Here is a 23756-nt window from a genome sequence, read left to right as displayed (position 1 = left end):
CGCCACGATCGGCATTTATGTAGGATTGAACCTACACATGCACCTCGCCAATTCCTACAGGGAACGGTGCTCATGTTACGCAGCGGCCCGGCCGTGTTGGCGTGACGACAGCGGCAGGCAGCCGGCAACTGCGGGTCCGCATTTTTTGACGCATACCGCGATGACTGATCCCACCAAAAGCCCAGCCGATGTACCGCCCGGCGACGACGCGCCCACCACCAGCCTGCTGGCCTGGTTCAAAGCCTTTATGGCCCGTTTGCGCGACTGGTTGTCGATCCAGGCCTTTGGCATGAAGTTCGCCGTGCTGGCCGTGGCATTGATGATTCCGGCAAGCGCTTATTACGCCTGGTCGACCCTGGAGCGGCAGGAAAAAATGGCGCTGGAAGTCAAGGCCATGGCAGCGTCGGGGCCGGGTGTTGAAGCGGCCTGGACTTACAACACCGCACTGCCGGTCGTCTTCGGAAGCGGGTCGGTCCTGAGCTTTCTCGAAGCCCATCCGGTCACGCGCATCACCATCATTTACCGGCCCATCTTGTGGACCGTTTCCGAGCGTTTTGTGCTGATTGAATCGGAGGGCAGGCAGTACGCCTATTACCCCTCGGACATGGAAACCAAGATATTGGCCGACAAGGCCGTCACGGCACCGTGGGGTGGCAAGCTCACGTTTGTTCCCCGCGGGGCACTCGATGGCGCCAGCAACGACATGCTGGCGCGCCTTGAGCAGCGTTTCGGCGACGCACGTCCGCAATCCGAACAGGATGCGTGGAAGGGCGGTGCCAGCGCGCTGGTATCAGCGACCTTGACGCTGGGGCTCATCGCCTTCCTCTGGTACCAGACGGGCGGGCAGCGCAAATCCCTCAAGTTCATTTCGCCGGCGCAAATCAGCGGTGACATGGAGGACCTGGTCGGCATGGACGACATCAAGGCCGAGGTTGCGCAAATCCGCGACCAGTACGAACGCCGCCTCGAATACGCCGCTTATGGCGTGAACAAGCCTTTCAACGTGATGTTCAGCGGCCCTGCGGGTACCGGCAAGACCAAGCTGGCCAGCTACCTCGCCAAAGAGCTGAACCTGCCGATTCTTTTCCATTCAGCTGCCAACCTCGAGACCGGCTATGTGGCTGGCGGCTCGAACACGCTGTCGCGCATTCTTGCGTTGGCCAAGCGGCGTAAACGCTGCATCGTCTTTCTTGATGAAGCGCAGGACCTGTTCATGCGGCGCGGCGGCAACCGCAAATATGACGATGACACGCAGAACATGTTGCTGGCCATCCTGGACGGTGTGCGAACCAAGTCGGATACTGAAATCATCTGGATCGTGGCGTCCAACTTCAATTCGGCCAACCTGCAGATGGACGAGGCCATGCTGCGCCGCTTCCAGATGAAGGTCGACTTCCGCATGCCCAATCAGCAAGAGCGTCTGGCCATTACCGGCCACTACCTGCGCCAGCGCGCCGACAAGGTGCTGCCCGACATGGACCTGCGCCATTTTGTCGAACTGACGGAAGGCTGCAGCCCGGCAGACCTCGAAACCATGGTCAACCAGGCCGGCATCATCGCGGTGCAGGCGGGCCAGATGATAGGCGCGCACACCCTGATGCAGGCCGCTGAGCGTGTGCTGGTGGGCAATGTCAACGACAACACCACCAAGGAGCGCGAGCGTGACCGGCGCATCATCGCCGTACATGAGTGGGGCCACTTCCTGATGGATTTCCAGCACCGGCGCAAGCTGGCCGGTGACAACTGGAACGCGCTGCTGGCCGACATGACCACCATCAAAATTTCATTGAAGGCCAACCCCCGCAACAATGCCCTCGGCTTTGTACTGCACAAGCAGGACAGCAACCTGCTGCAGACCAAGGGGGACATGGAGCATGAGGTGCGGGTGCTGCTGGGCGGCATGGCGAATGAGGAGATTTTCTTCGGCGAAGACGGAACCACGGGCGGCGCCCACAATGACATCACCCGCGTTACGCGGCTGCTGCACCATGCGGTGGCTGAAATGGGCATGTACCGCAAGACCCGGTTGAATTACGCCGCGCTCCTCAAGGACGGCGGCACGGCACCGCCGGACGAGGAAACCCGCAGCATCATGGAAGCCCAGAGTGAGCGGCTTTACAGTGAGACCAAGGCCACGCTGGCCCAGTACACCGCCCTGACGGAACACCTGACCGGCTGCCTGATGAATGCCGGAGAGATGACACTGAGCGAAGCACTCCGCGAAATCAGGTACTTTGAAAGCCTGACTGCCGCACCGGATCTGGCGCTGCCTGGGCCGGGTTCCAGCCAGTGGATGCCAGCCTGAGTCAACGAACCTTGCAGCTTCGTTCTCACCGGACGCCCAAAGAAAAAAGCCCTGCATTGCAGGGCTTTTTGCATGGGCCGGAGCAGTCTAGCGTGACGCTGGTGCGGCCGGCGTTGGGGTAGCCGCTGCATTGGGCGCCTGCGTGGGCGCGGGGGCCGGCATGGCAGGTGCAGTCGGCGTGGCGGCCGGTGCACTCATGGCAGCGGGCGCGGCCATGGGTGCTGCCGGGGCCGCCGCGGCTTCACCACCGTGGAATTTCATCACCAGGGGCACGATCAGCAGCGCCACGATGTTGATGATCTTGATCAGCGGGTTCACTGCCGGGCCGGCGGTGTCCTTGTAGGGGTCGCCCACGGTGTCGCCGGTCACGGCGGCCTTGTGTGCCTCGGAACCCTTGCCGCCGTGGTGGCCGTCTTCAATGTACTTCTTGGCGTTGTCCCAGGCACCGCCGCCGGTGCACATCGAGATGGCAACGAAGAGGCCGGTGACGATGGTGCCCATCAGCAGGCCGCCCAGTGCCTGGGGGCCGAGCGCCAGGCCGACCACGATGGGTACGATCACGGGCAGCAGCGAGGGGATCATCATTTCCTTGATGGCGGCTGTGGTCAGCATGTCCACGGCGGTGTCGTACTCGGGCTTGCCCGTGCCGTCCATGATGCCCTTGATGTCGCGGAACTGGCGGCGCACTTCAACCACCACGGCGCCGGCAGCGCGGCCCACGGCTTCCATCGCCATGGCGCCGAACAGGTAGGGGATCAGGCCGCCGATGAAGAGGCCGACGATGACCTTGGGATTGCTCAAGTCGAAGCTGATCACGTTGCCGTAGGCTTCGAGCTTGTGGGTGTAGTCTGCAAACAGCACCAGCGCGGCCAGGCCGGCGGAGCCGATGGCGTAGCCCTTTGTCACGGCCTTGGTGGTGTTGCCCACCGCGTCCAGCGGGTCGGTGATGTCACGCACGCTGCTGGGCAGTTCGGCCATTTCGGCGATGCCACCGGCGTTGTCGGTGATGGGGCCGTAGGCGTCCAGCGCAACCACGATGCCGGCCATGCTCAGCATGGAGGTAGCGGCAATCGCAATGCCGTACAGGCCCGCCAGCGAATAGGCCGTCAGGATGGCGATACAGACAAAAATCACCGGCCATGCGGTCGAGCGCATGGAGACACCCAGGCCGGCAATGATGTTGGTGCCGTGGCCGGTGGTGGAGGCCTGTGCAATGTGCTGTACGGGCTTGTACTGTGTGCCGGTGTAGTACTCGGTCACCCAGCACAGCGCGCCGGTCAGGATCAGGCCGACCGCGCAGGCGCCGAAGAGGCGTATCTGCGTGCCGCTCGCTGTAACGGCGTTGTCGGGCATCAGCCACATCGTGACGAAGTAGAAAGCGATCAGCGACAGCACGCCGGCAATCGCCAGGCCCTTGTACAGGGCCGGCATCACGTTCTTCATGCCGGGCGAGGCCTTGACGAAGAAGCAGCCGATGATGGAGGCGATGATGGACACGCCGCCCAGCGCCAGCGGGTAAACCGCCGCAGTGGCGCCCGCGCCGGACAGCAGCAGGGCGCCCAGCACCATGGTGGCAATCAGTGTCACCGCATAGGTTTCAAACAGGTCGGCGGCCATGCCTGCGCAATCACCCACGTTGTCGCCGACGTTGTCGGCAATCACGGCGGGGTTGCGTGGATCGTCTTCAGGAATACCTGCTTCGACCTTGCCCACCAGGTCGGCGCCGACGTCGGCGCCCTTGGTGAAGATGCCGCCGCCCAGCCGGGCGAAGATGGAAATCAGCGACGAACCGAAAGCAAAACCAATCAGGGGGTTGAGCAGGTTGGCCAGCTTGAGGTCGGGTGTGTAGTTGCCATTGCCCACCAGGAACCAGTAAAAGCCGGTCACGCCCAGGAGGCCCAGGCCCACGACCAGCATGCCGGTGATGGCGCCGCCGCGGAAGGCGACGTCAAGCGCGGGGCCAATGCCTTTGGTGGCGGCTTGGGCGGTGCGCACATTGGCGCGAACCGACACGTTCATGCCGATAAAGCCGCAAGCGCCTGACAGCACCGCGCCGACGACAAAGCCGATGGCGGTTTTACCGTCAAGGAAGAAGCCGATCAGTACGGTGAGGACGATGCCCACCATGGCGATGGTTTTGTATTGCCGTGCCAGGTAGGCGGCGGCGCCGGTCTGGATGGCGGCTGCAATTTCCTGCATGCGGGCGTTGCCTGCATCCTGGGAAAGAATCCAGCTGCGAGCCCAGATGCCGTAACCCACGGCTACCAGCCCGCAGACGAGCGCAAGAATAAGCGCTGAGTTGCCTGTCATAGAAATCTCCTACGTTGTTTTTCGCTTGGAGGGGGTTTCAACGCTAGCAAATGGTGTCTTAACCCCCGCTGCGTTGCTTCCTCGTTGCTTGGTCTACGTAGAGACAAGACGATTGGCCAACTCGCGCAATTTACAGTGAAAACATGACAACTTTAAGAACCGTAAGGTGTGAATCAGTAAAATGAGGGTAAATACCGAGCAGTTGGCCTGTGCCGCGGCTGCGCAGGTAGCCCATGTGTTTTAAGAATCTTCTTTTCTCCTTTCCATCCCTTCCTTTCTTCTTCCTTCCATAAAGAACTCAAGCGACCATGTCCCTCGATAAAGTTTCCCCCGGCAAAAACGTTCCCGAATCCTTCAACGTCATCATCGAGATCCCGATGAATGCCGACCCGGTGAAATACGAGGTGGACAAGGAGTCCGGCGCGATTTTTGTGGACCGCTTCATGAGCACGTCCATGCACTACCCGACCAACTACGGCTATGTACCCAAAACCATCAGCGGCGACGGCGATCCGGTCGACGTGCTGGTAATCACCCCGGTACCCCTGATTCCCGGCGTAGTGGTGACCTGCCGCGCCATCGGCATCCTGAAGATGACCGACGAAGCCGGTGAAGATGGCAAGGTGCTGGCGGTACCTATCGACAAGAAATGCTCGCTCTACACCCAGTGGCAAAAACCTGAAGACATGAACCCGCTGCGCCTGAAGACGATTGCGCACTTCTTCGAGCACTACAAAGACCTGGAAGAAGGCAAATGGGTCAAGGTACTGGGCTGGGAAGGCCCGGATGCGGCCAAGAAAGAAATCACGGACGGCATTGCCAACTATGCAAAGGCCGGCAAGGCTTGAGACCCGGGCGCCAAGCCTGAAAATTTAAGTGTTTTAGTGTTGTAACTAGCACAGGCCGTGCGCAAGCAGCTATAAAAAGTATAGCGGTGGCGATGAGGGAAACGTAAAAAGGCGCGTGCAGCGTGGTCTGCAGGCGCTTTTTTTATGCCTGGGTGGGACGGTGTGCGCCGCCGCCCGGCGCCACATTGAAGCCTTACGCTTTTCGCGCAGGGTCCGGGAACACCAGGCCGTGCAGCTTGCCCTTGTCCTCGCGCGAAAACGGCTTCCATTGGCCTTCCGGCTGTGCCAGGCGGTCGGCCACGGCCCACCAGGCGCTGGGGTTCACGCCCATGCCGATATGGCTGGCCAGCACTTCGATGTTTTCGGTCTGCGGATGGGCGGCGCTGGGTGCCTGGATGCTGGCTTGCCATGCCACCACACCGTCGCTGCGCGAATAAATGCTGGTGGTCGGCACAGGCGGGGCGACCGGCAGGTCGTAGCTTTCGGATTCGCGCTCGACGTTGCGGCCGCTGGTAAGTTCATAGATACGCCAGGCGTTGGTGGCCTTGTGCGAGCCTGCGAAGGGTGTGCCCAGCGTGATCACGCCGCGCACCATGTGCGGTAGCTCCTTGGCCAGTTCGCGGGCATACACGCCGCCCAGGCTCCAGCCGATCAGGCTGACCTTGCGGCCTGTGGCCTCAAAAGTGCGGGCGAGGCTGTCGCGGGCTTCTTCCAGCACGCCGGCGCGCGGGCCGAAGTTAAAGCCCTGTTCCCAGCCCCAGGGTTTGTAATTGAGCGACTGCAGGTATTGGCGCAGCGGCACGGTGGTGGCGTCGTTGGCCGACAGGCCCGGAAACACCATCACGGCATGGCCGTCGCCGCGCGGTGCGCGGGCCAGCAAGGGCCAGGCGGGAAGCAGGGCACCGAACTCCCAGAACGCACGCAGCTCAAGCGCCAGCAGCCAGGCGCTGGGCGGAACATCGTGTGGGGACGGTTTTGCTTGATCTTGGGGGGAGGATGAAGACGGATTTCGCCTGGGTGACGAGCTTGCCATGGCTTGAAGCATTGATTGTCTTGTTGGAGTTCCGACTCAAAGAGTATGGAGGCGCTTACAGGTTTTTACAGAGGGAGGCACCTCTAACTTGAGCGCTTCGCCGGGGTTTTCGTCGCGTTCGTGACAGCGGCTTTGCGGGTTTTTACGGGGGCGGCTTTCACTGCGGTTTTAACGGAGGCCTTCTTTGCCCTCTTTTTCGGCGTGGGCGCTGTGGCGGCGGGGGCAACAGGCGCCGCGCTCACCATCAAGGTTTGGGCCTGAGTGAAGGCCTCCTCGATTGCTTTCGCCAAATCCTTCGCATGCGGCAGCGCCTTCTTGTCGGCAACGATGCCGAAATCGACATGGCCGGCATAAGTCTGGATCGTGATGTTGAGCGCCAGCCCGTGCATGACGATGGACAGCGGGTGGAAGGTCAGGAACTTCGCGCCGGCCAGGTACAGCGGCACCGGCGGGCCCGGCACGTTGGAGATGGCCAGGTTGGCCACCATGGGCAGGCGGCTGGCGATGCCGCTTTTGCCGTAGGCGTTTAGGGCCATCTTGGCTGCGCCGCCCACCAGCCACGGTGCCAGCAGCGAAGGGTAGTCGGTTGGCAGCAGGCCCTTCAGGCTTTGCATCGACGTTTTCACCTTGGCGGTCGATGCCATGATGGCGTTCATGCGCTTGAGCGGGTGCGCCAGCTGCGTGCCCAGTTCCACCAGGCTCATGCTGACCTGGTTGCCCAGGTTGCTGGCGTCTGTGGCGCCGGCTTCGCGCAGCGACACCGGCATGGCCGCCACCAGCGATTTTTTCGGCAGGCTGTGGTGCTGCGTGAGGTAGCTGCGCAGTGCGGTCGAGCAGATCCACAAGACCACGTCGTTGAATGAGCCGCCCACCGCCTTGCCCATGACCTTGCATTCGGCCAGCGGCAGGGTAGCCGTCACAAAGACGCGATCCGTGGTGATGCCGGTATTAAAAGGCGTTTGTGGCGCCAGCTTCATCGGCATCTTGGGCTTGATGCCGGTGGCCGAACTGGTGGTGGATTGTTTTGCCAGCGTGCTGCCAAAGGTGCTGGCCGCAGACGGCAGCGCCTTGGCCAGTTTGGCCAGCTGACCCAGCGAACTCGAAAACACCGAGCCGATCATCTTGCCCAGCTTCAGGTCGGCCTCGGTTTTGCGGCGGCGGGCCGGGTCGGGTGGCGGCACCTCGCGTGGTACCGGGCTGAAATCGAGCAGTGCATTGGCCAGCATCACACCGCCTTTGCCGTCCAGCGCCGCATGGTGAATTTTCGAGAAAAACCCGGCCACCACCTTGCCGCCCTGCGATGCGGGCAGCTGGATGCGGTCAAAAATATAAAACTCCCAAAGCGGGAAATTGCGGTCGATGACCTCGCCGTGCAGTTGCGCGCACAGCTTGTGCACCTCGGCCAGTGTCATGGGCGCGGTGCCTTTTTTGGCGGAGTCCGCGCGGCGGATGTGGAAGTCGATGTCGACCGAGTCAGCGTCGACCCACAGCGGGTGGCCCAGATCCAGCGGCATGAACACCAGCTTGCGGCTGAATACCGGCGCCAGGTGCATGCGTTTGGCGAGGTGTGCTTTGACCGCCTTGTGAAAACTGCCCTTGAAGCCCTCCGGCAGTTCGCACAGGTTGAGCGAGCCCACATGCATGGGCATCTCGGGGGTTTCAAGGTAAAGAAAGGTCGCGTCCAGGCCGGTGAGGGATTTCATTGTTGTTGTCTCCGTGAGGGAGACATTAACCGAGCAGGACGGGTTGCGGCACTAGGGTTTGCCGTAGCGGCAGCTGTCCCGCCAGGCTCAGCGCGCGGCCGTGATTGCGTTCAAGCTTCGCAGTCGCCCAGCATTCCCTGTTCGTCGTCATTGAGCCCGGCTACCGGTGTCGCCTTGGCCAGTGCCATCCAGACGCCCAGCGGCAGTTGCTGTCGCGTACGCCGCGGCGCGGCCCTCGCGACGGCCAGGCGCGCGTTCTCCAGCACCATCACACCGCACTCCAGCGGCACCTCGCTGGCATCGCCGATCGGCCGGCCCTTGGCGTCGCAACCGAGCACATACCAGCACTCGCCGCCCAGGTCGAGGTAGGCGGCGCGTTTTTCGGGGCGGCGCAGGTCGCCCAGCAGGTCGGAGCGGTGCACCTTGATCTCGTGCACGATCGGGTCGACGTATTCCTGCACCGTGGTGTTGCGGATGGAGAACACATCGGGCCGGGCGATGCACCAGCGGGGCTTGCCGCCTTCTTCTTCGGGCGGCAGCTGGGCGCGCAAGCCCAGGCCGCGCCAGGTGATGCGGCCGGCACGCACCATTTCGCAGGCCACCTGTTCGACCAGTGCCTCGTGCTTTGAAAGCGCCGAGCGGTTGCGTACGAGCACGGTGGCCAGGTAGGCCACGCCGGCATCGGTCACGCGCAGGGTTTCGTGGCCTGCAGGGCCGGCCACGCGCTGCAGCATGCCGGTGGCCAGCAGTTCGATTTCCAGCAGGTCCTGGCAGGGCCACCCGGCGGAGCGGTAGACCTCACGCAGGCGCCGGGCGTGCGGACGGCCCAGCGGGGGCGCAGGGTCGGCGGTCTGCGTTGCGGGGTTTTCGGGTGTAGCAGTCACGAGAGCATTCATGGGGAAATAGCGGTTTGAGCCGGCGGCAGGGTGGCCGCCAGCGCCTTGAAAACCGTTCGGAAACAGGCGTGAAAGACAGAGCTTAAATCAAGCCGGAGCTTAAGGGAAATGAGTCGTTTGCGTAATACTGCCGGGCGTGAGAAGCTATCAATACGATAGCGTTATAGCGTTACAGCGTTTTCGCGCTGGCCGCATGGGAGCAATTGCGCTGCCAAGCGGGGGGCGCTGGTCAAGCGGCCCCGGGGGTCAAAGCGGGAGAATCTCGAAGCGTGCGTTGTCCAGGTTGTCGCCCAGCGGCCGCATCGCCGCCAGAATCGCGTCGGTCTCGGCGTGTTGCCAGAGCGCGATGACCTGTTCCTCCGCTTCCGAGGCGTTCTCCAGCGGCAACCCTTCATGCAGCGTTTGCGTCAGCATGTAGGCCTGCAGCGAGGGAAGCACATATTCAGGGCCGCCCAATGCGAATTCAAGCGCCATGCGAAAACGCAGTTCGGCCGCTGCGCGCTCGTCGGCGGTCAGGGTCGGACATTCGACCAGGTTGACGGTGTAAGTACGTTCGTTGGCGCGGTTTTGGTTGCTCATGGAAATTCCTTTGAACGGGCTTTATAGCAAATAAAGATTGCCCGTGTGATGACAGGTATGACGGGGTTGCAGTTAAGGGCGCAAGCGCGGCCAGCGCATGTTTTGCACGGAATATTTATGAAAAAAGTCCCTGAAACTCAATATGGACGGGCGCGAGAAGCTATTAAAATAATAGCGCCATCGGCCGCCGCGACCGACACTCAAGCCGCGGTGCGCGGCACAGCGTGCCTGAAAGGGCTGCGGCGCTCCAGGTCTTGCATGTAGTTGTCGATGCCGGCGCCTTCGCGCTCCAGGAAGCGCTCGACCGCGTCGGCGAACGAGGGGTGCGCCAGCCAGTGGGCGCTGGTGGTTTTGACGGGCAGCAGGGCGCGGGCCATTTTGTGCTCGCCCTGCGCGCCGCCTTCAAAGCGCTGGTAGCCGTGCTCAATGCACCACTGCAGCGGCTGGTAGTAGCAGGCTTCAAAGTGCAGGCAGTCGACCCGGGCAAGGGCGCCCCAGTAGCGGCCATAGGCAACCAGGGACTGGTTTTCGGCGCTTTCCTCGCCATGATCTCCTTCAGGGCGGGCGCTGACGGCGATCAGGCTTGCCGCGATGGGCTGGCGCTGGCCGTCGGCGTTGTGCTCGGCCACAAACAGCAGCCAGTTCTCCGGCATGGTGTCCTGCATGCGCTGGAAGAAGTCGCGGCTCAGGTAAGGCGCGTTGCCGTGCTCGTAATAAGTACGCTCGTAGCAGCGGTAGAAAAAATCCCAGTCGGCGTTGCTGATGTCTTTGCCCAGGGACCAGCGGAAAGTGATGTTTGCCTCGGCGACCTTGCGGCGCTCCTGGCGGATCTTTTTGCGTTTCTCCTGGCTGAGCGACATCAGGAAGTCGTCGAAGTCGCGGTAGCCTGCTGGTGGTCCTGTCCAGTGGAACTGCACCGTATGACGCAGCATGAGGCCCGCATCTTCACAGGCCGTGACATCTTCGTCGGCGGTAAATAGCAGGTGCAGGGACGAAAGGTCTTCCTCGGTGCACCAGGCCACCAGGGCCTTGATCAGCAGGCTGCGTTCGTCGGCTGTGCGGGCCAGCAGGCGGGCGCCGGGTACGGGGGTGAACGGCACGGCGACCAGTGCCTTGGGGTAGTACTCAAGCCCGTGCTGCTGGTAGGCATTGGCCCAGGCGTGGTCGAACACGTATTCGCCGTAGGAATGCTCCTTGAGGTAAAGCGCGCAGGCGCCTGCCAGTGCCTTGCCCTGCCAAAGGGTGACAAAGCGCGGCGTCCATCCGGTTTCGGGTGTGGCGCTGCCGCTTTGGTGCAGCGCGGCCAGGTATTCATGGCGCATGAAGGGGTTCGCGGGCTCGCCCGGGCTTTGTGTCGCCAGCAGGGCGTTCCACTCGGCCGCATTCACCTCCAGCGGCGAATTCAGCACGCGAATGACATAATCGTTTGAGTTCTTTTTCACGTGTTTTCGGGGTTCTACTTCAACATGCCACTCAAAATCTGCGTTGCCCAATTGAACTACTGCGTGGGTGATATGCCGGGTAATGCGCAAAAGATCATCGACGCAGCCCGCATAGCCTACGAGGACGGTGCCCGGCTGCTGCTGACGCCCGAACTGGCCATTTGCGGCTATGCGGCAGAAGACCTGTTTTTGCGCCCATCGTTCATCCAGGCCTGTGATGATGCCGTGAATCTGGTGGCCCGCGAGCTGGCCGGGTTAAAAGGCCTGACAGTGGTGGTGGGCACGCCCACCCACGGCGACAACGGCAAGGGCCTGCGCACCAAAAGCGTGGAAGTGCAGCAGCGCCACAACGCGGCCAGGGTGCTGCGCGAGGGCCGCATCGTCGACACCTATGCCAAGCGCGAACTGCCCAACTACCAGGTGTTCGACGAGCGCCGCTATTTCACGCCGGGGCAGGGCACTTGCGTGTTCCAGGCCGGGGAGGGCGATGACACCGTCAGCGTCGGGCTGCTGATCTGCGAGGACGCGTGGTTTGAAGAACCGGCACGCCTGGCCAGAGAAGCGGGGGCCGAGCTGCTGGCGGTCATCAATGCCTCGCCGTTTCATGTCGGCAAAGGCGGGGAACGCGAGCAGATGATGCAGGTCCGGGCCCAGGCTACCGGGTTGCCGCTGATTTATGCGCACCTGGTGGGCGGGCAGGACGAAATCGTTTTTGAGGGAGCGTCTTTTGCTCTGCAGGCCGATGGCGCGCTGGCGGGAAGGGCCGAAAGTTTCAAGGAGAATCTGTTTGTAATCCAGGCAGGACGAGCGCAAGCAGCTATTAAATTAATAGCAAGTACGGCGCCTGAACGCAGCCATGAGGCGGACTTGTGGGACGCGCTGGTGCTGGGCGTGCGCGACTACCTCGGTAAAAACGGCTTTCCGGGTGCCATTCTGGGGCTTTCGGGCGGCATTGATTCGGCACTGGTATTGGCGATCGCGGTGGATGCGCTGGGCGCCGACAAGGTGCGCGCGGTGATGATGCCTTCGCCCTATACGGCAGACATTTCCTGGATCGATGCGCGCGAAATGGCCGAGCGCGTGAAGGTGCGCTACGACGAGATTTCCATCGTGCCGGAGTTCGAGGCCTTCAAGGCTTCGCTGGCCGGCGAGTTCAAGGGCCTGAAGGAAGATACGACCGAGGAAAACATCCAGGCGCGCATCCGCGGCGTGTTTTTGATGGCGCTGTCGAACAAGTTCGGCTCCATCGTGCTGACCACCGGCAACAAAAGCGAAATGGCGACCGGCTATTGCACGCTCTACGGCGACATGGCTGGCGGCTTTGCGGTCATCAAGGACCTGCTGAAGACCACGGTGTTTCGCCTGGCGCGCTGGCGCAACGAAAATGACCCGTACGGCACGGGCAGCAACCCGATTCCTGAGCGCATCATCACGCGCCCACCCAGCGCCGAGCTGCGGCCCGACCAGACCGACCAGGACAGCCTGCCGCCCTACGAAGTGCTGGACGCCATCCTGGGCCGCTACATGGAGAACGACCAGGGCGTGGACGCCATCGCCGCCGCCGGTTTTGATCGCGCGCTGGTCGTGCGCGTGGCCCAGCTGATCCGCATCAACGAGTACAAACGCCGCCAGGCGCCCGTGGGTATCAGGGTCACCCACAGGAGCTTTGGCAAGGATTGGCGCTATCCTATTACCAGCAAATTTCGACAGTGAATATGGCCCCCACGGTCGCTCGCTTCGCGTAGCTTCCTGCCCCCCGAGGGGGCCGCCCGCCATGCGGTCTGGCAAAGCCAGTCCCGCGGCTCATGCTGGTGAAGAGTTTCTTGTGACCTTCACGTGCTTTTGATGATATGTAGAACTAACGGAGATATTCAGTGAAACAAATTACCGCCGTCCTCAAGCCCTTCAAACTCGAAGAAGTCCGCGAGGCCTTGGCCGAATGCGGCGTGACTGGTCTGACCGTCACTGAAGTCAAGGGCTTTGGCCGCCAGAAGGGCCATACCGAGCTGTACCGTGGCGCCGAATATGTCGTCGACTTTCTGCCGAAGGTCAAGGTCGAAGTGGTGGTGAAAACCGAGGATGTAGAGCGCTGTGTGGATGCCATCGTGCGCGCTGCACGCACCGGCAAGATCGGTGACGGCAAGATTTTCATCACCAGTGTCGAGCGGGTGGTGCGTATCCGCACGGGCGAAGAAGACGAAGCGGCGGTCTAGATAGGCCCCCACGGTCGCTCACTGCGTGTAGCTTCCTGCCCCCCGAGGGGGCCGCTGCGCCTGCGGCCCGGCAAAGCCGGTTCCGCGGCCCCTGCTGGCCTGAAGAAAAATCCCTGCGACCGATGTCAGATTTGGTCTAGGCGGGTGTTGCCTGGCGTCATGCCGGCTGCCTGCACCAGCGTTTCCAGCAGTGATTCCGCGTCGCTGCTGGTGCGGATCAGGTCCATCAGCCAGTCATTCATGAAGCCGGTTTTTACCGAAGATTCCAGGAACGCGAGCAAGGCGTCGTAGTAGCCGTTCATGTTGAGCAGGCCGACTGGTTTGTCGTGGTAGCCCAGCTGGCGCCAGGTCCATACCTCGAAAAACTCCTCCAGCGTACCGATGCCGCCGGGCAAGGCCAGGAACGCATCGCCATGCTCGGCCATCAGGTATTTGCGCTCATGCATGTTTTCCACGATGTGCAGCTCGGTGCATCCGGTGTGGGCCCATTCCTTCTCCACCAGTGCCTTGGGGATGACTCCCACAACACGCCCGCCGGCCGCAAGCGCAGCGTCGGCCATGATGCCCATCAGGCCGTTGCGGCCACCGCCATAGACCAGCTGTCCACCGCGCTTGCCTATCCAGGTGCCGACGAAGGCGGCAATGGCGGCGAATTCGGGCTGGTTGCCGGGACGGGATCCGCAATAAACGCAGAGGGAAAAAGCAGGTTTGGAGGCGGGTTTGGAGATATCGGTCACTTTGTTGATGCTTGCGTTCATGCGGCAAATCGCTGGAACAGCGCCAGGGCCCAGGTACCGGCGCACAGCAGCAGGCTGAGCAGGACGGCGGCGCTGCCCATGTCCTTGGCGCGCTTGGAAAGGTCGTGCCATTCGGGGCCGATGCGGTCGATGGCGGTTTCAATGCCGGTATTGAGCAACTCCACGATCATGATGAGGATGACAGTGCCGGCCAGGAGCACCGTTTCGACCCAGCTGCGGCCCAGCCAGAAAGCGGCGGGGATCAGCACAATCGATGCGATCGCTTCCTGGCGAAAGGCGGTTTCGTGCCAGCCTGCGCGCAGGCCGGCAACGGAATAGCCCGTGGCGTGCCAGACGCGGCTCAGGCCCTTGCGGTTTTTTTGGGGGTTGACAGGCTCATTGGAGGCCAGTCGGGAGGTGGCGCCAGCAGGAGCGACATCAACATCAGATGGCGGCGCCGGCACAGACATGGGAAACGGAACTTGTTCGGACATGGTGCCATTGTCGCGCAGCTTTATGGCACATTGATGTTAGGGCTGATGGGTCGCAGTACCGGTGATACCGGCCTTGTTTTTGGCCTTGCGCCCGGGTTTTTCGGGTGCAACCCAGGTGATCAGCTGCGTGCCCGCCCAAGCGTCATGCCAAAACTGTTTTTGCGAATGAAAGCGCGCCAGGATGGCCCAGATAGCGACCCACCCCAGCGTCAATACGGCGCCTTCCCGCCCTGGTAGCGCCATTGCCCAACTCACGGCCAGGGGCGGCAGAAACCAGAGCCAGCTCAACGCATAACGCAGGAGTGCACGTTTCTGGGTGACGGGCGCACCGTTGACGTCGACTACGCGGATGTTCCAGGTTTTCATGGCCAGGGTCTGGCCTTTGGCCCAGAACCAGACGAAGTAGATACCGAAAATCACAAACACGAACGCCTGCAGGGCATGGCGATTGTCCAGGGCATTTCGGGTCTGGCTCAATGTGCTGAAGAGGTAACCGGCCAGAAAAACCACGCCGAACATCAGCATGCCTTCGTACATCCAGCAGGCCATGCGGCGGGGAATGGATGGAATGGGGAGGGTGTCTGTGACTGTCAAAGATGTCGCGATAAAGGTTGGCCACAGCGATGGCAGCAGGCATGGGCCAAGCCCAGCCGCTGCGGGTAGCGTTTAGCGTTGGGGCGTGGCGCTTGTTGCGGCACCGCTTGCGGACGGCGCCGCGGGCGTAGCAGCTGAGGCAGGTTGCAAAGCAGTGATTTTAGGGCCAGGTTTGCTGGCTGCCTTGACCGGGTGCGGTGTCACGGGCGCCAGCTTTTGCGGTGCAACCGGTTTCACCGCTGTTGCCGCCCCGGTAGGCTTTGGACTGGCCTTGGCGGCCAGCTTCTGCTTCTCTTCAGGGCTGAGGGCCTGGTAAGTCTCCCATTTGGCTTTTTTCTCTTCAGGCGTGAGCTGCTTGGAGAGTTCCTTGGTCTTGCCGAAGTTCAACCGGGCTTGCGCGCGCTGCTGGGGGCTCAAGGTGACCCATTCATTCATGCGGCTGTGCAGGTTGGCCTGCTCTTCCGGGGTGAGTGAGGGGTAATTTTTGGAGATTTCCAGCCATTTGCGCTTTTGCGCCTCATTGACGGTATCCCAGCTTGAAGCCAGCGGTTTGAGCGCCTGCTGCTGCATCGGCGTGAGTTCAGCCCAGGTCGGCTTGGCCACGACGGGCTTGGCAGGGATGGCCGGCGGCTTCACAGCTGCACTGGCAGGGCCTACGGGTTTAGGCGCCTGTGCAAAACCCAGAATGGGCCAGGCCAGCAGGGTAGCCGTCACAAGCCCGAACGACAGCCATTGCAGCCTCAACCGCATTGAGCGGCCATCGACAGATGGAGCGCGTCGGGAGGTTGCGCGCGGGATCATTGGGCCGTGGGGGCTTGGCGTGTGGTTTTGAGGTACTGGACAAAACCCGGGTCGGCAAAAGCAGCGGGCGGGAGTTCGTCCGTAAGCAACGCTACATCGACTTCGGCCAGTTCCTGGGCGCGGTTGTCGTTCTGGATCGAATTGATGGCCAGCAGGCCTACAACGAGTGCAACAAGGGGAAGAACCGAACCAATCCGTGCCCACCAGCTCAGGCCGTCATCAGATCCCCAGGAAAGGGCGGCACTTGTGCCAACGCCGACGATGCTGGTGGCGGTTTGTGTTTTGGCGACTTTACGTTTTGACACAGCTTGGGCACGTGCGGCGCGCAGGCGCTCGGAAATGTCGTAAGGCAGGTCTGCAGCTCCTGCGGACAGGTAGGACGCGGTCTTCAGACCAAAGCGGTCCTGCAGGATTTCGGCTCTTTTTTGTAGTGAGTTAGTCATAGTTTTATACCTTTGGCACTCAGGGCTTTGCTGAGGGCGTGAACTGCACGGGAACAATGTGTTTTGACACTGCCCTCCGAACAGCCCATGGCTGCTGCTGTTTCAGCGACGTCCATTTCCTCCCAGTAACGCATCAGAAAGGCTTCCCGTTGACGGCCCGGCAATTCCTTTACCTGCAGTTCGATCTCATGCAATATCTGCGCCCGTTCAGTAGCGTCCTGGGCGCTCTCTGTACCCTCTGAGTTGGTCAGGCTCTCTAAAGTTTCCAGAAGATCGAAATCTCCGTCTTCTCCCTGCGATTCAAAGTCGCTCATGTTGGAGAAAAGCGCGTTCCGGGTCTTGCGGCGCCGGAACCAGTCCAGCGTGGTGTTGGCCAGGATGCGCTGGAACAGCATGGGCAGCTCGGCCGCAGGCTTGTCGCCGTAGTGCTGTGCCAGCTTCATCATGCTGTCCTGAACGATGTCAAGGGCAGCTTCCTCATCCCGCACGTGGTAGATGCTGCGCTTGAAAGCCCGTTTTTCAACGCTTTTCAGGAAATCCGAGAGTTCTTGTTCAGTTGCCAACGGTATGGGGTTCCGGTTCGTCCAGCGCTGCACAGGGTGGTCTGCGGGTACTCGCAGGGCCGATGCCAATAAGGCATGCATCCAAGGATACAGCTGGAAAATTATCGCATCCCGGCCGGTCCCGGCTGCGATTTTTCGCCGCGTGCAGCCATTGCGCAACGCGAAATGCCATAATACGGCTTGCAATTCAAAAGGCAAACGGGTCATGACTCGGCGGTTTATGTTTCCGCTCATGGTTTTGGCCTCAAGTCTCGACGCTGCTTCACAAGAGCGGGCGAAGAGGCACCCAAGGTATTTCGTTAGAGAAATTCACAAAGGTTCATCATGGAAATCTCCAAAGCGGAAATCGCTTCCGCGGCAGCTGCGTCTGCACAAACAAATTCTCAAGAACTCCGCGGTGCGGAAATCCTCATGAAGTCCCTTCAGGCTGAAGGCGTCAAATACATGTGGGGTTATCCGGGCGGTGCAGTCCTGCATATCTACGACGCCGTCTACAAACAGGACTCGATTCAGCACATCCTGGTGCGTCATGAGCAGGCAGCTGTGCACGCAGCCGACGGCTATGCGCGTGCCACCGGTGAGGTGGGCGTGGCGCTGGTCACTTCCGGCCCGGGCGTGACCAACGCCGTGACCGGTATCGCGACGGCGTACATGGACAGTATCCCGATGGTCATCATCACGGGGCAGGTTCCTACCCACGCCATCGGCCTGGATGCCTTCCAGGAGTGCGACACCGTCGGCATCACCCGGCCCATCGTGAAGCACAACTTCCTGGTCAAGGATGCGCGGCACATGGCCGAAACCCTGAAAAAGGCGTTTCATATCGCCCGCAGCGGCCGGCCCGGCCCCGTGGTGGTGGATATTCCCAAGGACGTGTCTTTCAACAAGGTGCCCTACAACGGCTATCCGCAAACCGTTGAGATGCGCTCTTACAACCCGGTGCGCAAAGGCCATGGCGGGCAAATCCGCAAGGCCCTGCAACTGCTCTTGTCGGCAAAGCGTCCCTATATCTATACCGGCGGCGGCGTGTTGCTCAGCAATGCCTCGCAAGAACTGCGCACGCTGGTCGACATGTTGGGCTATCCCTGCACCAACACGCTGATGGGCCTGGGCGCCTACCCGGCCAGTGACAGAAAATTCCTTGGCATGCTGGGTATGCACGGCACCATTGAGGCCAACAACGCGATGCAGCATTGCGACGTGTTGCTGGCCGTCGGCGCCCGGTTTGACGACCGCGTGATCGGCAACCCCAAGCATTTCGCGCAGAATGAACGCAAGATCATCCACATCGACATCGATCCTTCCAGCATTTCGAAGCGTGTGAAGGTCGACATTCCCATCGTGGGCGATGTGAAGGACGTGTTGACCGAACTGATTGCCATGATCAAGGAATCAGGCCTCAAGCCTGACGCGAATGCGCTGGGCGGCTGGTGGGACACGATTGAAGGCTGGCGCAAGCGCGACTGCATGAAATACAGCATGGGCAAGGGCGACGTCATCAAGCCTCAGCATGTAGTCGAAACCCTCTGGAAGCTGACCAAGGACGCGGACACCTACATCACGTCGGATGTGGGCCAGCACCAGATGTGGGCCGCGCAGTACTACAAGTTCGACGAGCCGCGTCGCTGGATCAATTCGGGCGGCCTGGGCACCATGGGCGTCGGTATTCCTTATGCCATGGGCATCAAGCTGGCCAAGCCCGACTCGGAAGTGTTCTGCATCACCGGCGAAGGTTCGGTGCAGATGTGCATCCAGGAGCTGTCGACCTGCCTACAGTACAACACCCCGATCAAGATTGTCTCGCTCAACAACCGTTACCTGGGCATGGTGCGCCAGTGGCAGGAAATTGACTACGAAGGCCGCTACAGCAGCAGCTACATGGACGCACTGCCCAATTTCGTGAAGCTGGCCGAAGCCTACGGGCACGTTGGCATGTTGATCGAAAAGCCGCAGGACGTGGAACCGGCGCTGCGCGAGGCGCGCAAGCTCAAGGACCGCACGGTGTTCATGGACTTCCGCACGGACCCGACCGAAAACGTGTTCCCGATGGTGCAGGCCGGCAAGGGCATTACCGAAATGCTGCTGGGGTCGGAAGACCTCTAGGCCCCACGCCAACCACACCCATTCATTCACCGTCACCTGACGAATCTATTGTCTGCCGAGCCTGCGCATTACCGTGCGCAGGGGAGGGCAGCGAAAAGAGGAATCTTCTTATGAAACACATCATTGCAGTTTTGCTGGAAAACGAGCCGGGCGCTCTTTCCCGCGTGGTCGGCCTGTTTTCGGCGCGCGGCTACAACATTGAAAGCCTCACCGTTGCTCCGACGGAGGACCCGAGCCTGTCGCGCATGACGATACAAACCACGGGCTCCGACGACGTCATCGAACAAATCACCAAGCACCTGAACCGCCTGATCGAAGTGGTCAAGGTTGTCGACCTGACCGAAGGCTCCTACACCGAGCGTGAACTCATGATGGTCAAGGTGCGCGCAGTCGGCAAGGAGCGCGAAGAGATGAAGCGCATGGCTGATATATTCCGCGGGCGAATCATCGACGTGACGGAGAAAAGCTACACCATCGAGCTGACCGGCGACCAGTCCAAGAACGATGCCTTCCTGGAGGCCATAGACCGCAGTGCGATCCTGGAGACGGTGCGAACCGGCTCCAGCGGCATCGGCCGCGGAGAGCGGATTTTGCGGGTTTGATTTAAGTCGTCCGTGCGCGCGTTTCGACAGGCTCAACGCGAACGGATTTTGAGTGGCGATATGCGTTTACCGTTCGCCCTGAGCCTGTCGAAGGGCATTTTCGCCAATACCTATTCTGGAGAGAAAAATGAAAGTTTTTTACGACAAAGATTGTGATTTGAGCCTGATCAAGGGCAAGACAGTCGCCATCATCGGCTACGGCAGCCAGGGCCACGCACACGCGCAAAACCTGAACGACAGCGGCGTGAAAGTGGTCGTCGGCCTGCGCAAGGGCGGCGCTTCGTGGCCCAAGGTCGAAAAGGCTGGCCTGAAGGTCGCTGAAGTAGCGGACGCGGTCAAGGCCGCCGACGTGGTCATGATCCTGCTGCCCGACGAGCAAATCGGCGCGGTCTACAAGAACGACGTGGCTCCCCACATCAAGCAGGGTGCTTCCCTGGTGTTTGCCCACGGTTTTAATGTGCACTACGGCGCTGTGATTCCGCGTGCCGACCTCGACGTCTGGATGGTCGCCCCCAAGGCTCCCGGTCACACGGTGCGCAATACCTACGCCCAGGGCGGCGGTGTACCTCACCTGGTTGCCGTGCACCAGGACAAGTCCGGCAAGGCCCGCGACCTGGCTCTCTCCTATGCCATGGCCAATGGCGGCGGCAAAGCGGGCATCATTGAAACCAACTTCCGCGAAGAAACCGAAACCGACCTGTTCGGCGAGCAGGCCGTTCTGTGCGGCGGCACTGTCGAGTTGATCAAGGCTGGCTTCGAAACTCTGGTGGAAGCCGGTTACGCGCCCGAAATGGCGTACTTTGAATGCCTGCACGAACTCAAGCTGATCGTTGACCTGATCTATGAAGGCGGCATCGCCAACATGAACTACTCGATCTCGAACAACGCAGAGTATGGCGAATACGTGACAGGCCCGAACATTGTGACCTCGGCCACGAAAGACGCGATGCGCAAGTGCCTGAAAGACATCCAGACGGGTGAATACGCCAAGAGCTTCCTGCTTGAAAATCAGGCCGGCGCGCCAACCCTGCTGAGCCGCCGCCGCCTGAATTCCGAGCACCAGATCGAGATCGTGGGCGAAAAGCTGCGCGCCATGATGCCCTGGATCGCGAAAAACAAGCTGGTCGACCAGACCCGCAACTGATCGAAGCCCGTCAGGGCTTTGTCCTGCAAAAAGCCGCGCAAAGGTCCTGCGCGGCTTTTTTTCTGACCAGGACAGACTGGGTACTGTGAGGTGAAGGTTTCTGCCGGGGCCGATCTTGGTATCCTTGGCGGCTTGAGTCGACGGCTTATTCCTTCAAGGAGGCCCGGCTTCTGGATGGCATCTACAGGTGCTATGAATTTGATAGCTGTTTGCGCGCACCAGTTGTGCCTCAGGAGTGTTTTTATGCATGATGGTGAAGATTCGGCGTTCCCTACCGAAGCGGTGGTGATACGCAAGCGACGCAAGGGCATTTACATATTGCCCAATTTATTCACGCTGGCCGCCCTGTTTGGTGGCTTTTACGCCATCGTCATGGCCATGAACGGGCGCTTCGACCAGGCCGCCATCGGTGTGTTTTGCGCCATGATCCTCGACAGCCTGGACGGCCGCGTCGCCCGGATGACCAATACGCAAAGCGCTTTCGGCGAGCAGATGGATTCGCTCTCGGACATGGTGTCTTTCGGCGCCGCACCGGCGTTGATCGCCTATGTCTGGGCCTTGACCAGTCTGGGGCGGTGGGGTTGGATAGGCGCTTTTGTGTATTGCGCCTGCGCTGCGCTGCGCCTGGCTCGCTTCAATGTGAACACGGCCGTGGTCGACAAGCGCTTCTTCCAGGGCCTGCCGTCGCCCGCCGCTGCGGCGTTGGTGGCCGGCTTTATCTGGCTGATGACCGATGCAGGAATCAGCGGGCTGGAAGTACGCTGGATTACCTTCGGCCTGACCCTGTATGCCGGCCTCACGATGGTCACGAATGTGCCGTTCTACAGCTTCAAGGACGTGCAGATGAAGCGCAGCGTGCCTTTCGCCGCCATTGTGTTGATCGCGCTTGGAATTGCCGTTATCAATATCCATCCACCGACCGTGATGTTCGGCCTGTTCGTGCTCTATGGCCTGTCAGGTTACGTGCTGTACGGATGGCGCAAGGCTAAAGGCCAGCAGACAAGCGTGATCTCGACGTCCACCGACGAGCCCGACGAACGCGGCCTTCACAAATAATTGTGGTACATTGACCAGATGAAACAAATTTCGCTAGCACTACTGCTATCTGCCAACGGGCGGAGACGGTAGCGCACGCGTACACCTGATTCAACGGCCCGTTTGCACCAGCAACGGGCCGTTTTTCTTTGGGTTGCTGGTTTTTTGTAATCTTTGGGGTTGACGAAATGACCATGTTGAAAACACCTTCCAGCAAATACCAATCCTTCGCGCCAGTCCGACTGGCCGACCGCACTTGGCCCGACGCCGTGCTGACGCAAGCGCCCATCTGGTGCAGCGTGGACCTGCGGGACGGCAACCAGGCGCTGATAGAGCCCATGGACATTCCCCGCAAGCTCAGGATGTTCCACACCCTGGTGAAAATCGGCTTCAAGGAAATCGAGGTGGGCTTTCCGTCTGCGTCCCAGATTGAATTCGACTTTCTCCGCCAGCTCATCGACGGTAATTTGATTCCCGACGACGTCACCATCCAGGTGCTGACCCAGGCGCGCGAGCCGTTGATCCGCCGCACTTTCGAGTCGCTCAGGGGCGCCAAAAAAGCCATCGTCCACCTCTACAACGCCACCGCGCCGGTCATGCGCCGCGTGGTGCTGGGCATGAATGAGGACGAGATCGTTCAGCTCGCGACCGACAATGCGCGGCTCTTCCAGCAACTGGCTGCGGCGCAGCCTGAAACGCAATGGACGTTCCAGTATTCACCCGAGATGTGGTCGGGCACTGAGCTGGCGTTTTCCAAGCGCGTTGTCGATGCCGTGACCGAGGTCTGGCAGCCGACACCCGAGCGCAAATGCATCATCAACCTGCCGTCCACGGTGGAGCATTCCACGCCGAATATCTTTGCCGACATGATGGAGTGGATGCACCGCAATCTCGCTCGACGCGATGCCATCGTGATTTCGGTCCATCCGCACAATGACCGTGGTACTGGTACCGCGGCCGGCGAGCTTGCCCTGATGGCGGGCGCTGACCGCATTGAAGGCTGCCTCTTCGGCAACGGCGAGCGCACCGGCAATGTGGACCTGGTAAACATCGCGCTCAATCTCTACACGCAAGGCGTGTCCCCCGGCCTGGATTTCTCTGAAATCGACGAAATCCGCCGCACGGTGGAGCATTGCAACCAGCTGCCCGTGCATCCCCGTCATCCGTATGCCGGCGATCTGGTTTACACCTCGTTCTCCGGCTCGCACCAGGACGCCATCAAGAAGGCTTTCGCTGCGCGCAAAGAAGGCGACGTGTGGGACATGCCTTATTTGCCCATCGATCCCAAGGACCTGGGCCGCAGCTATGAAGCCGTGATCCGCGTCAACAGCCAGTCCGGCAAGGGCGGCATCGCCTACCTGCTGGAAAGCGAGTTCGGCCTGGAGCTTCCGCGACGCCTGCAGATCGAGTTCAGCCAGGTAGTGCAATCGGTGATGGACGCGACCGGCAAGGAGTTGACTGGCAAAGATATCTTCGCGCTGTTTGAGAAAGAATACGGCGTACAGACTGTTGCCGCACCGCAGCGTCTGGTGATTGAGGAAACCGGAAAAGCCGGCGGCGAGTCCTTCCACATCAAGGCCGAGGTTCAGCTTCGCGGCAGACGTCACGCCGTTGAGGGCACAGGCACCGGGCCCATTGATGCCTTCGTGGCCGGCCTGGCTGCGGCGACAGGCCACACGGTTCGCGTGCTGGACTACCACGAGCACGCCATCGGGGCTGGGGCGAGCGCGCAGGCCGTGGCCTACCTGGAGCTGCGCATCAACGACCAGACGCTTTTCGGCGTCGGCATGGACGGCAATATTGTCTCGGCATCGCTCAAGGCCATTGTTTCCGGCCTGCATCGCAGCAAGGCCGGTCAGCCCGTCGGTGAGGCTACCATTAGCGGTTAACCCGGTTCAAGACCTTTCAAAA

Annotated in this window: 21 protein-coding genes; 9 read left to right on the top strand and 12 right to left on the bottom strand. The window is 61.0% G+C overall.

What is annotated here, in order from left to right; genetic code table 11:
• Nucleotides 1-160: 160 nt before the first annotated feature.
• A complete protein-coding gene (locus AC1D11_RS01015) occupies nucleotides 161-2305 on the top strand; it encodes an AAA family ATPase (protein ID WP_477647759.1) in 2145 nt (714 codons plus the stop codon).
• An 87-nt stretch (nucleotides 2306-2392) separates the two neighbouring features.
• Here the strand turns inward: AC1D11_RS01015 and AC1D11_RS01010 are convergent, their stop codons facing one another.
• On the bottom strand, nucleotides 2393-4615 hold the full coding sequence (locus AC1D11_RS01010; RefSeq protein ID WP_477650896.1) for a sodium-translocating pyrophosphatase: 2223 nt from the start codon (nucleotides 4613-4615) through the stop codon (nucleotides 2393-2395).
• A 308-nt stretch (nucleotides 4616-4923) separates the two neighbouring features.
• On the opposite strand from AC1D11_RS01010, the gene ppa reads away from it, so the two are divergent.
• A complete protein-coding gene (ppa, locus tag AC1D11_RS01005) occupies nucleotides 4924-5463 on the top strand; it encodes an inorganic diphosphatase (RefSeq protein WP_457278617.1) in 540 nt (179 codons plus the stop codon).
• A gap of 193 nt (nucleotides 5464-5656) precedes the next feature.
• Here ppa and AC1D11_RS01000 read toward each other — a convergent pair whose 3' ends face one another.
• The 5 genes from AC1D11_RS01000 to AC1D11_RS00980 form a co-directional block, all read right to left on the bottom strand.
• Nucleotides 5657-6496 carry an alpha/beta hydrolase gene (locus AC1D11_RS01000; RefSeq protein ID WP_477647809.1) on the bottom strand — a complete coding sequence of 280 codons (840 nt, stop codon included), beginning with the start codon at nucleotides 6494-6496 and terminating at the stop codon, nucleotides 5657-5659.
• A gap of 83 nt (nucleotides 6497-6579) precedes the next feature.
• The gene (locus AC1D11_RS00995; protein ID WP_477647761.1) at nucleotides 6580-8199 is read right to left on the bottom strand and encodes a wax ester/triacylglycerol synthase family O-acyltransferase; all 1620 of its coding nucleotides are present in this window, start codon (nucleotides 8197-8199) and stop codon (nucleotides 6580-6582) included.
• Nucleotides 8200-8309: 110 nt separating this feature from the next.
• Nucleotides 8310-9095 carry a hypothetical protein gene (locus AC1D11_RS00990; protein ID WP_477647762.1) on the bottom strand — a complete coding sequence of 262 codons (786 nt, stop codon included), beginning with the start codon at nucleotides 9093-9095 and terminating at the stop codon, nucleotides 8310-8312.
• 246 nt (nucleotides 9096-9341) lie between these two features.
• Nucleotides 9342-9674, bottom strand: a complete 333-nt coding sequence (locus tag AC1D11_RS00985) for a hypothetical protein (protein ID WP_477647763.1) — start codon at nucleotides 9672-9674, stop codon at nucleotides 9342-9344.
• Between the two features lie 200 nt (nucleotides 9675-9874).
• Nucleotides 9875-11116 carry a GNAT family N-acetyltransferase gene (locus AC1D11_RS00980; RefSeq protein ID WP_477650897.1) on the bottom strand — a complete coding sequence of 414 codons (1242 nt, stop codon included), beginning with the start codon at nucleotides 11114-11116 and terminating at the stop codon, nucleotides 9875-9877.
• A gap of 24 nt (nucleotides 11117-11140) precedes the next feature.
• Here AC1D11_RS00980 and AC1D11_RS00975 point away from each other — a divergent pair, with 24 nt between their 5' ends.
• Nucleotides 11141-12829, top strand: a complete 1689-nt coding sequence (locus AC1D11_RS00975; RefSeq protein WP_477647765.1) for an NAD+ synthase — start codon at nucleotides 11141-11143, stop codon at nucleotides 12827-12829.
• Between the two features lie 161 nt (nucleotides 12830-12990).
• Nucleotides 12991-13329, top strand: coding sequence for a P-II family nitrogen regulator (locus AC1D11_RS00970; protein WP_007869659.1), 339 nt, complete (start codon nucleotides 12991-12993; stop codon nucleotides 13327-13329).
• Between the two features lie 125 nt (nucleotides 13330-13454).
• Here AC1D11_RS00970 and AC1D11_RS00965 read toward each other — a convergent pair whose 3' ends face one another.
• The 6 genes from AC1D11_RS00965 to AC1D11_RS00940 form a co-directional block, all read right to left on the bottom strand.
• Nucleotides 13455-14087, bottom strand: coding sequence for an LOG family protein (locus AC1D11_RS00965; protein ID WP_477647766.1), 633 nt, complete (start codon nucleotides 14085-14087; stop codon nucleotides 13455-13457).
• On the bottom strand, nucleotides 14084-14560 hold the full coding sequence (locus tag AC1D11_RS00960) for a diacylglycerol kinase (RefSeq protein ID WP_477647767.1): 477 nt from the start codon (nucleotides 14558-14560) through the stop codon (nucleotides 14084-14086). Before AC1D11_RS00960 ends, AC1D11_RS00965 begins: the two co-directional genes overlap by 4 nt.
• Nucleotides 14561-14596: 36 nt before the next feature.
• On the bottom strand, nucleotides 14597-15154 hold the full coding sequence (locus AC1D11_RS00955; protein ID WP_477647768.1) for an RDD family protein: 558 nt from the start codon (nucleotides 15152-15154) through the stop codon (nucleotides 14597-14599).
• Nucleotides 15155-15226: 72 nt separating this feature from the next.
• On the bottom strand, nucleotides 15227-15904 hold the full coding sequence (locus AC1D11_RS00950; RefSeq protein WP_477647769.1) for a DUF3106 domain-containing protein: 678 nt from the start codon (nucleotides 15902-15904) through the stop codon (nucleotides 15227-15229).
• A gap of 47 nt (nucleotides 15905-15951) precedes the next feature.
• On the bottom strand, nucleotides 15952-16398 hold the full coding sequence (locus AC1D11_RS00945) for a DUF3619 family protein (RefSeq protein ID WP_477647770.1): 447 nt from the start codon (nucleotides 16396-16398) through the stop codon (nucleotides 15952-15954).
• Nucleotides 16395-16961, bottom strand: a complete 567-nt coding sequence (locus AC1D11_RS00940; RefSeq protein WP_457279761.1) for an RNA polymerase sigma factor — start codon at nucleotides 16959-16961, stop codon at nucleotides 16395-16397. Before AC1D11_RS00940 ends, AC1D11_RS00945 begins: the two co-directional genes overlap by 4 nt.
• Nucleotides 16962-17285: 324 nt before the next feature.
• Between AC1D11_RS00940 and AC1D11_RS00935 the strand changes: the two genes are divergently transcribed.
• The 5 genes from AC1D11_RS00935 (at nucleotide 17286) to leuA (ending at nucleotide 23734) form a co-directional block, all read left to right on the top strand.
• A complete protein-coding gene (locus AC1D11_RS00935; RefSeq protein WP_477650898.1) occupies nucleotides 17286-19064 on the top strand; it encodes an acetolactate synthase 3 catalytic subunit in 1779 nt (592 codons plus the stop codon).
• 110 nt (nucleotides 19065-19174) lie between these two features.
• Nucleotides 19175-19666: an acetolactate synthase small subunit gene (ilvN, locus tag AC1D11_RS00930; RefSeq protein ID WP_011483239.1), complete on the top strand. Its 492-nt coding sequence runs from the start codon at nucleotides 19175-19177 to the stop codon at nucleotides 19664-19666.
• A gap of 127 nt (nucleotides 19667-19793) precedes the next feature.
• Nucleotides 19794-20810: a ketol-acid reductoisomerase gene (ilvC, locus tag AC1D11_RS00925; RefSeq protein ID WP_348050421.1), complete on the top strand. Its 1017-nt coding sequence runs from the start codon at nucleotides 19794-19796 to the stop codon at nucleotides 20808-20810.
• A 243-nt stretch (nucleotides 20811-21053) separates the two neighbouring features.
• On the top strand, nucleotides 21054-21866 hold the full coding sequence (pssA, locus tag AC1D11_RS00920; RefSeq protein ID WP_477647772.1) for a CDP-diacylglycerol--serine O-phosphatidyltransferase: 813 nt from the start codon (nucleotides 21054-21056) through the stop codon (nucleotides 21864-21866).
• 173 nt (nucleotides 21867-22039) lie between these two features.
• Complete coding sequence (gene leuA / locus AC1D11_RS00915; protein WP_477647773.1) at nucleotides 22040-23734, top strand: 2-isopropylmalate synthase; 1695 nt, start codon at nucleotides 22040-22042, stop codon at nucleotides 23732-23734.
• Nucleotides 23735-23756: the final 22 nt, after the last annotated feature.

It is taken from the genome of Polaromonas sp. P1_E11 (assembly GCF_056405995.1).
The sequence above is the reverse complement of the archived record's forward strand: the minus strand, read 5'-3'. Positions and strand labels throughout refer to the sequence as shown.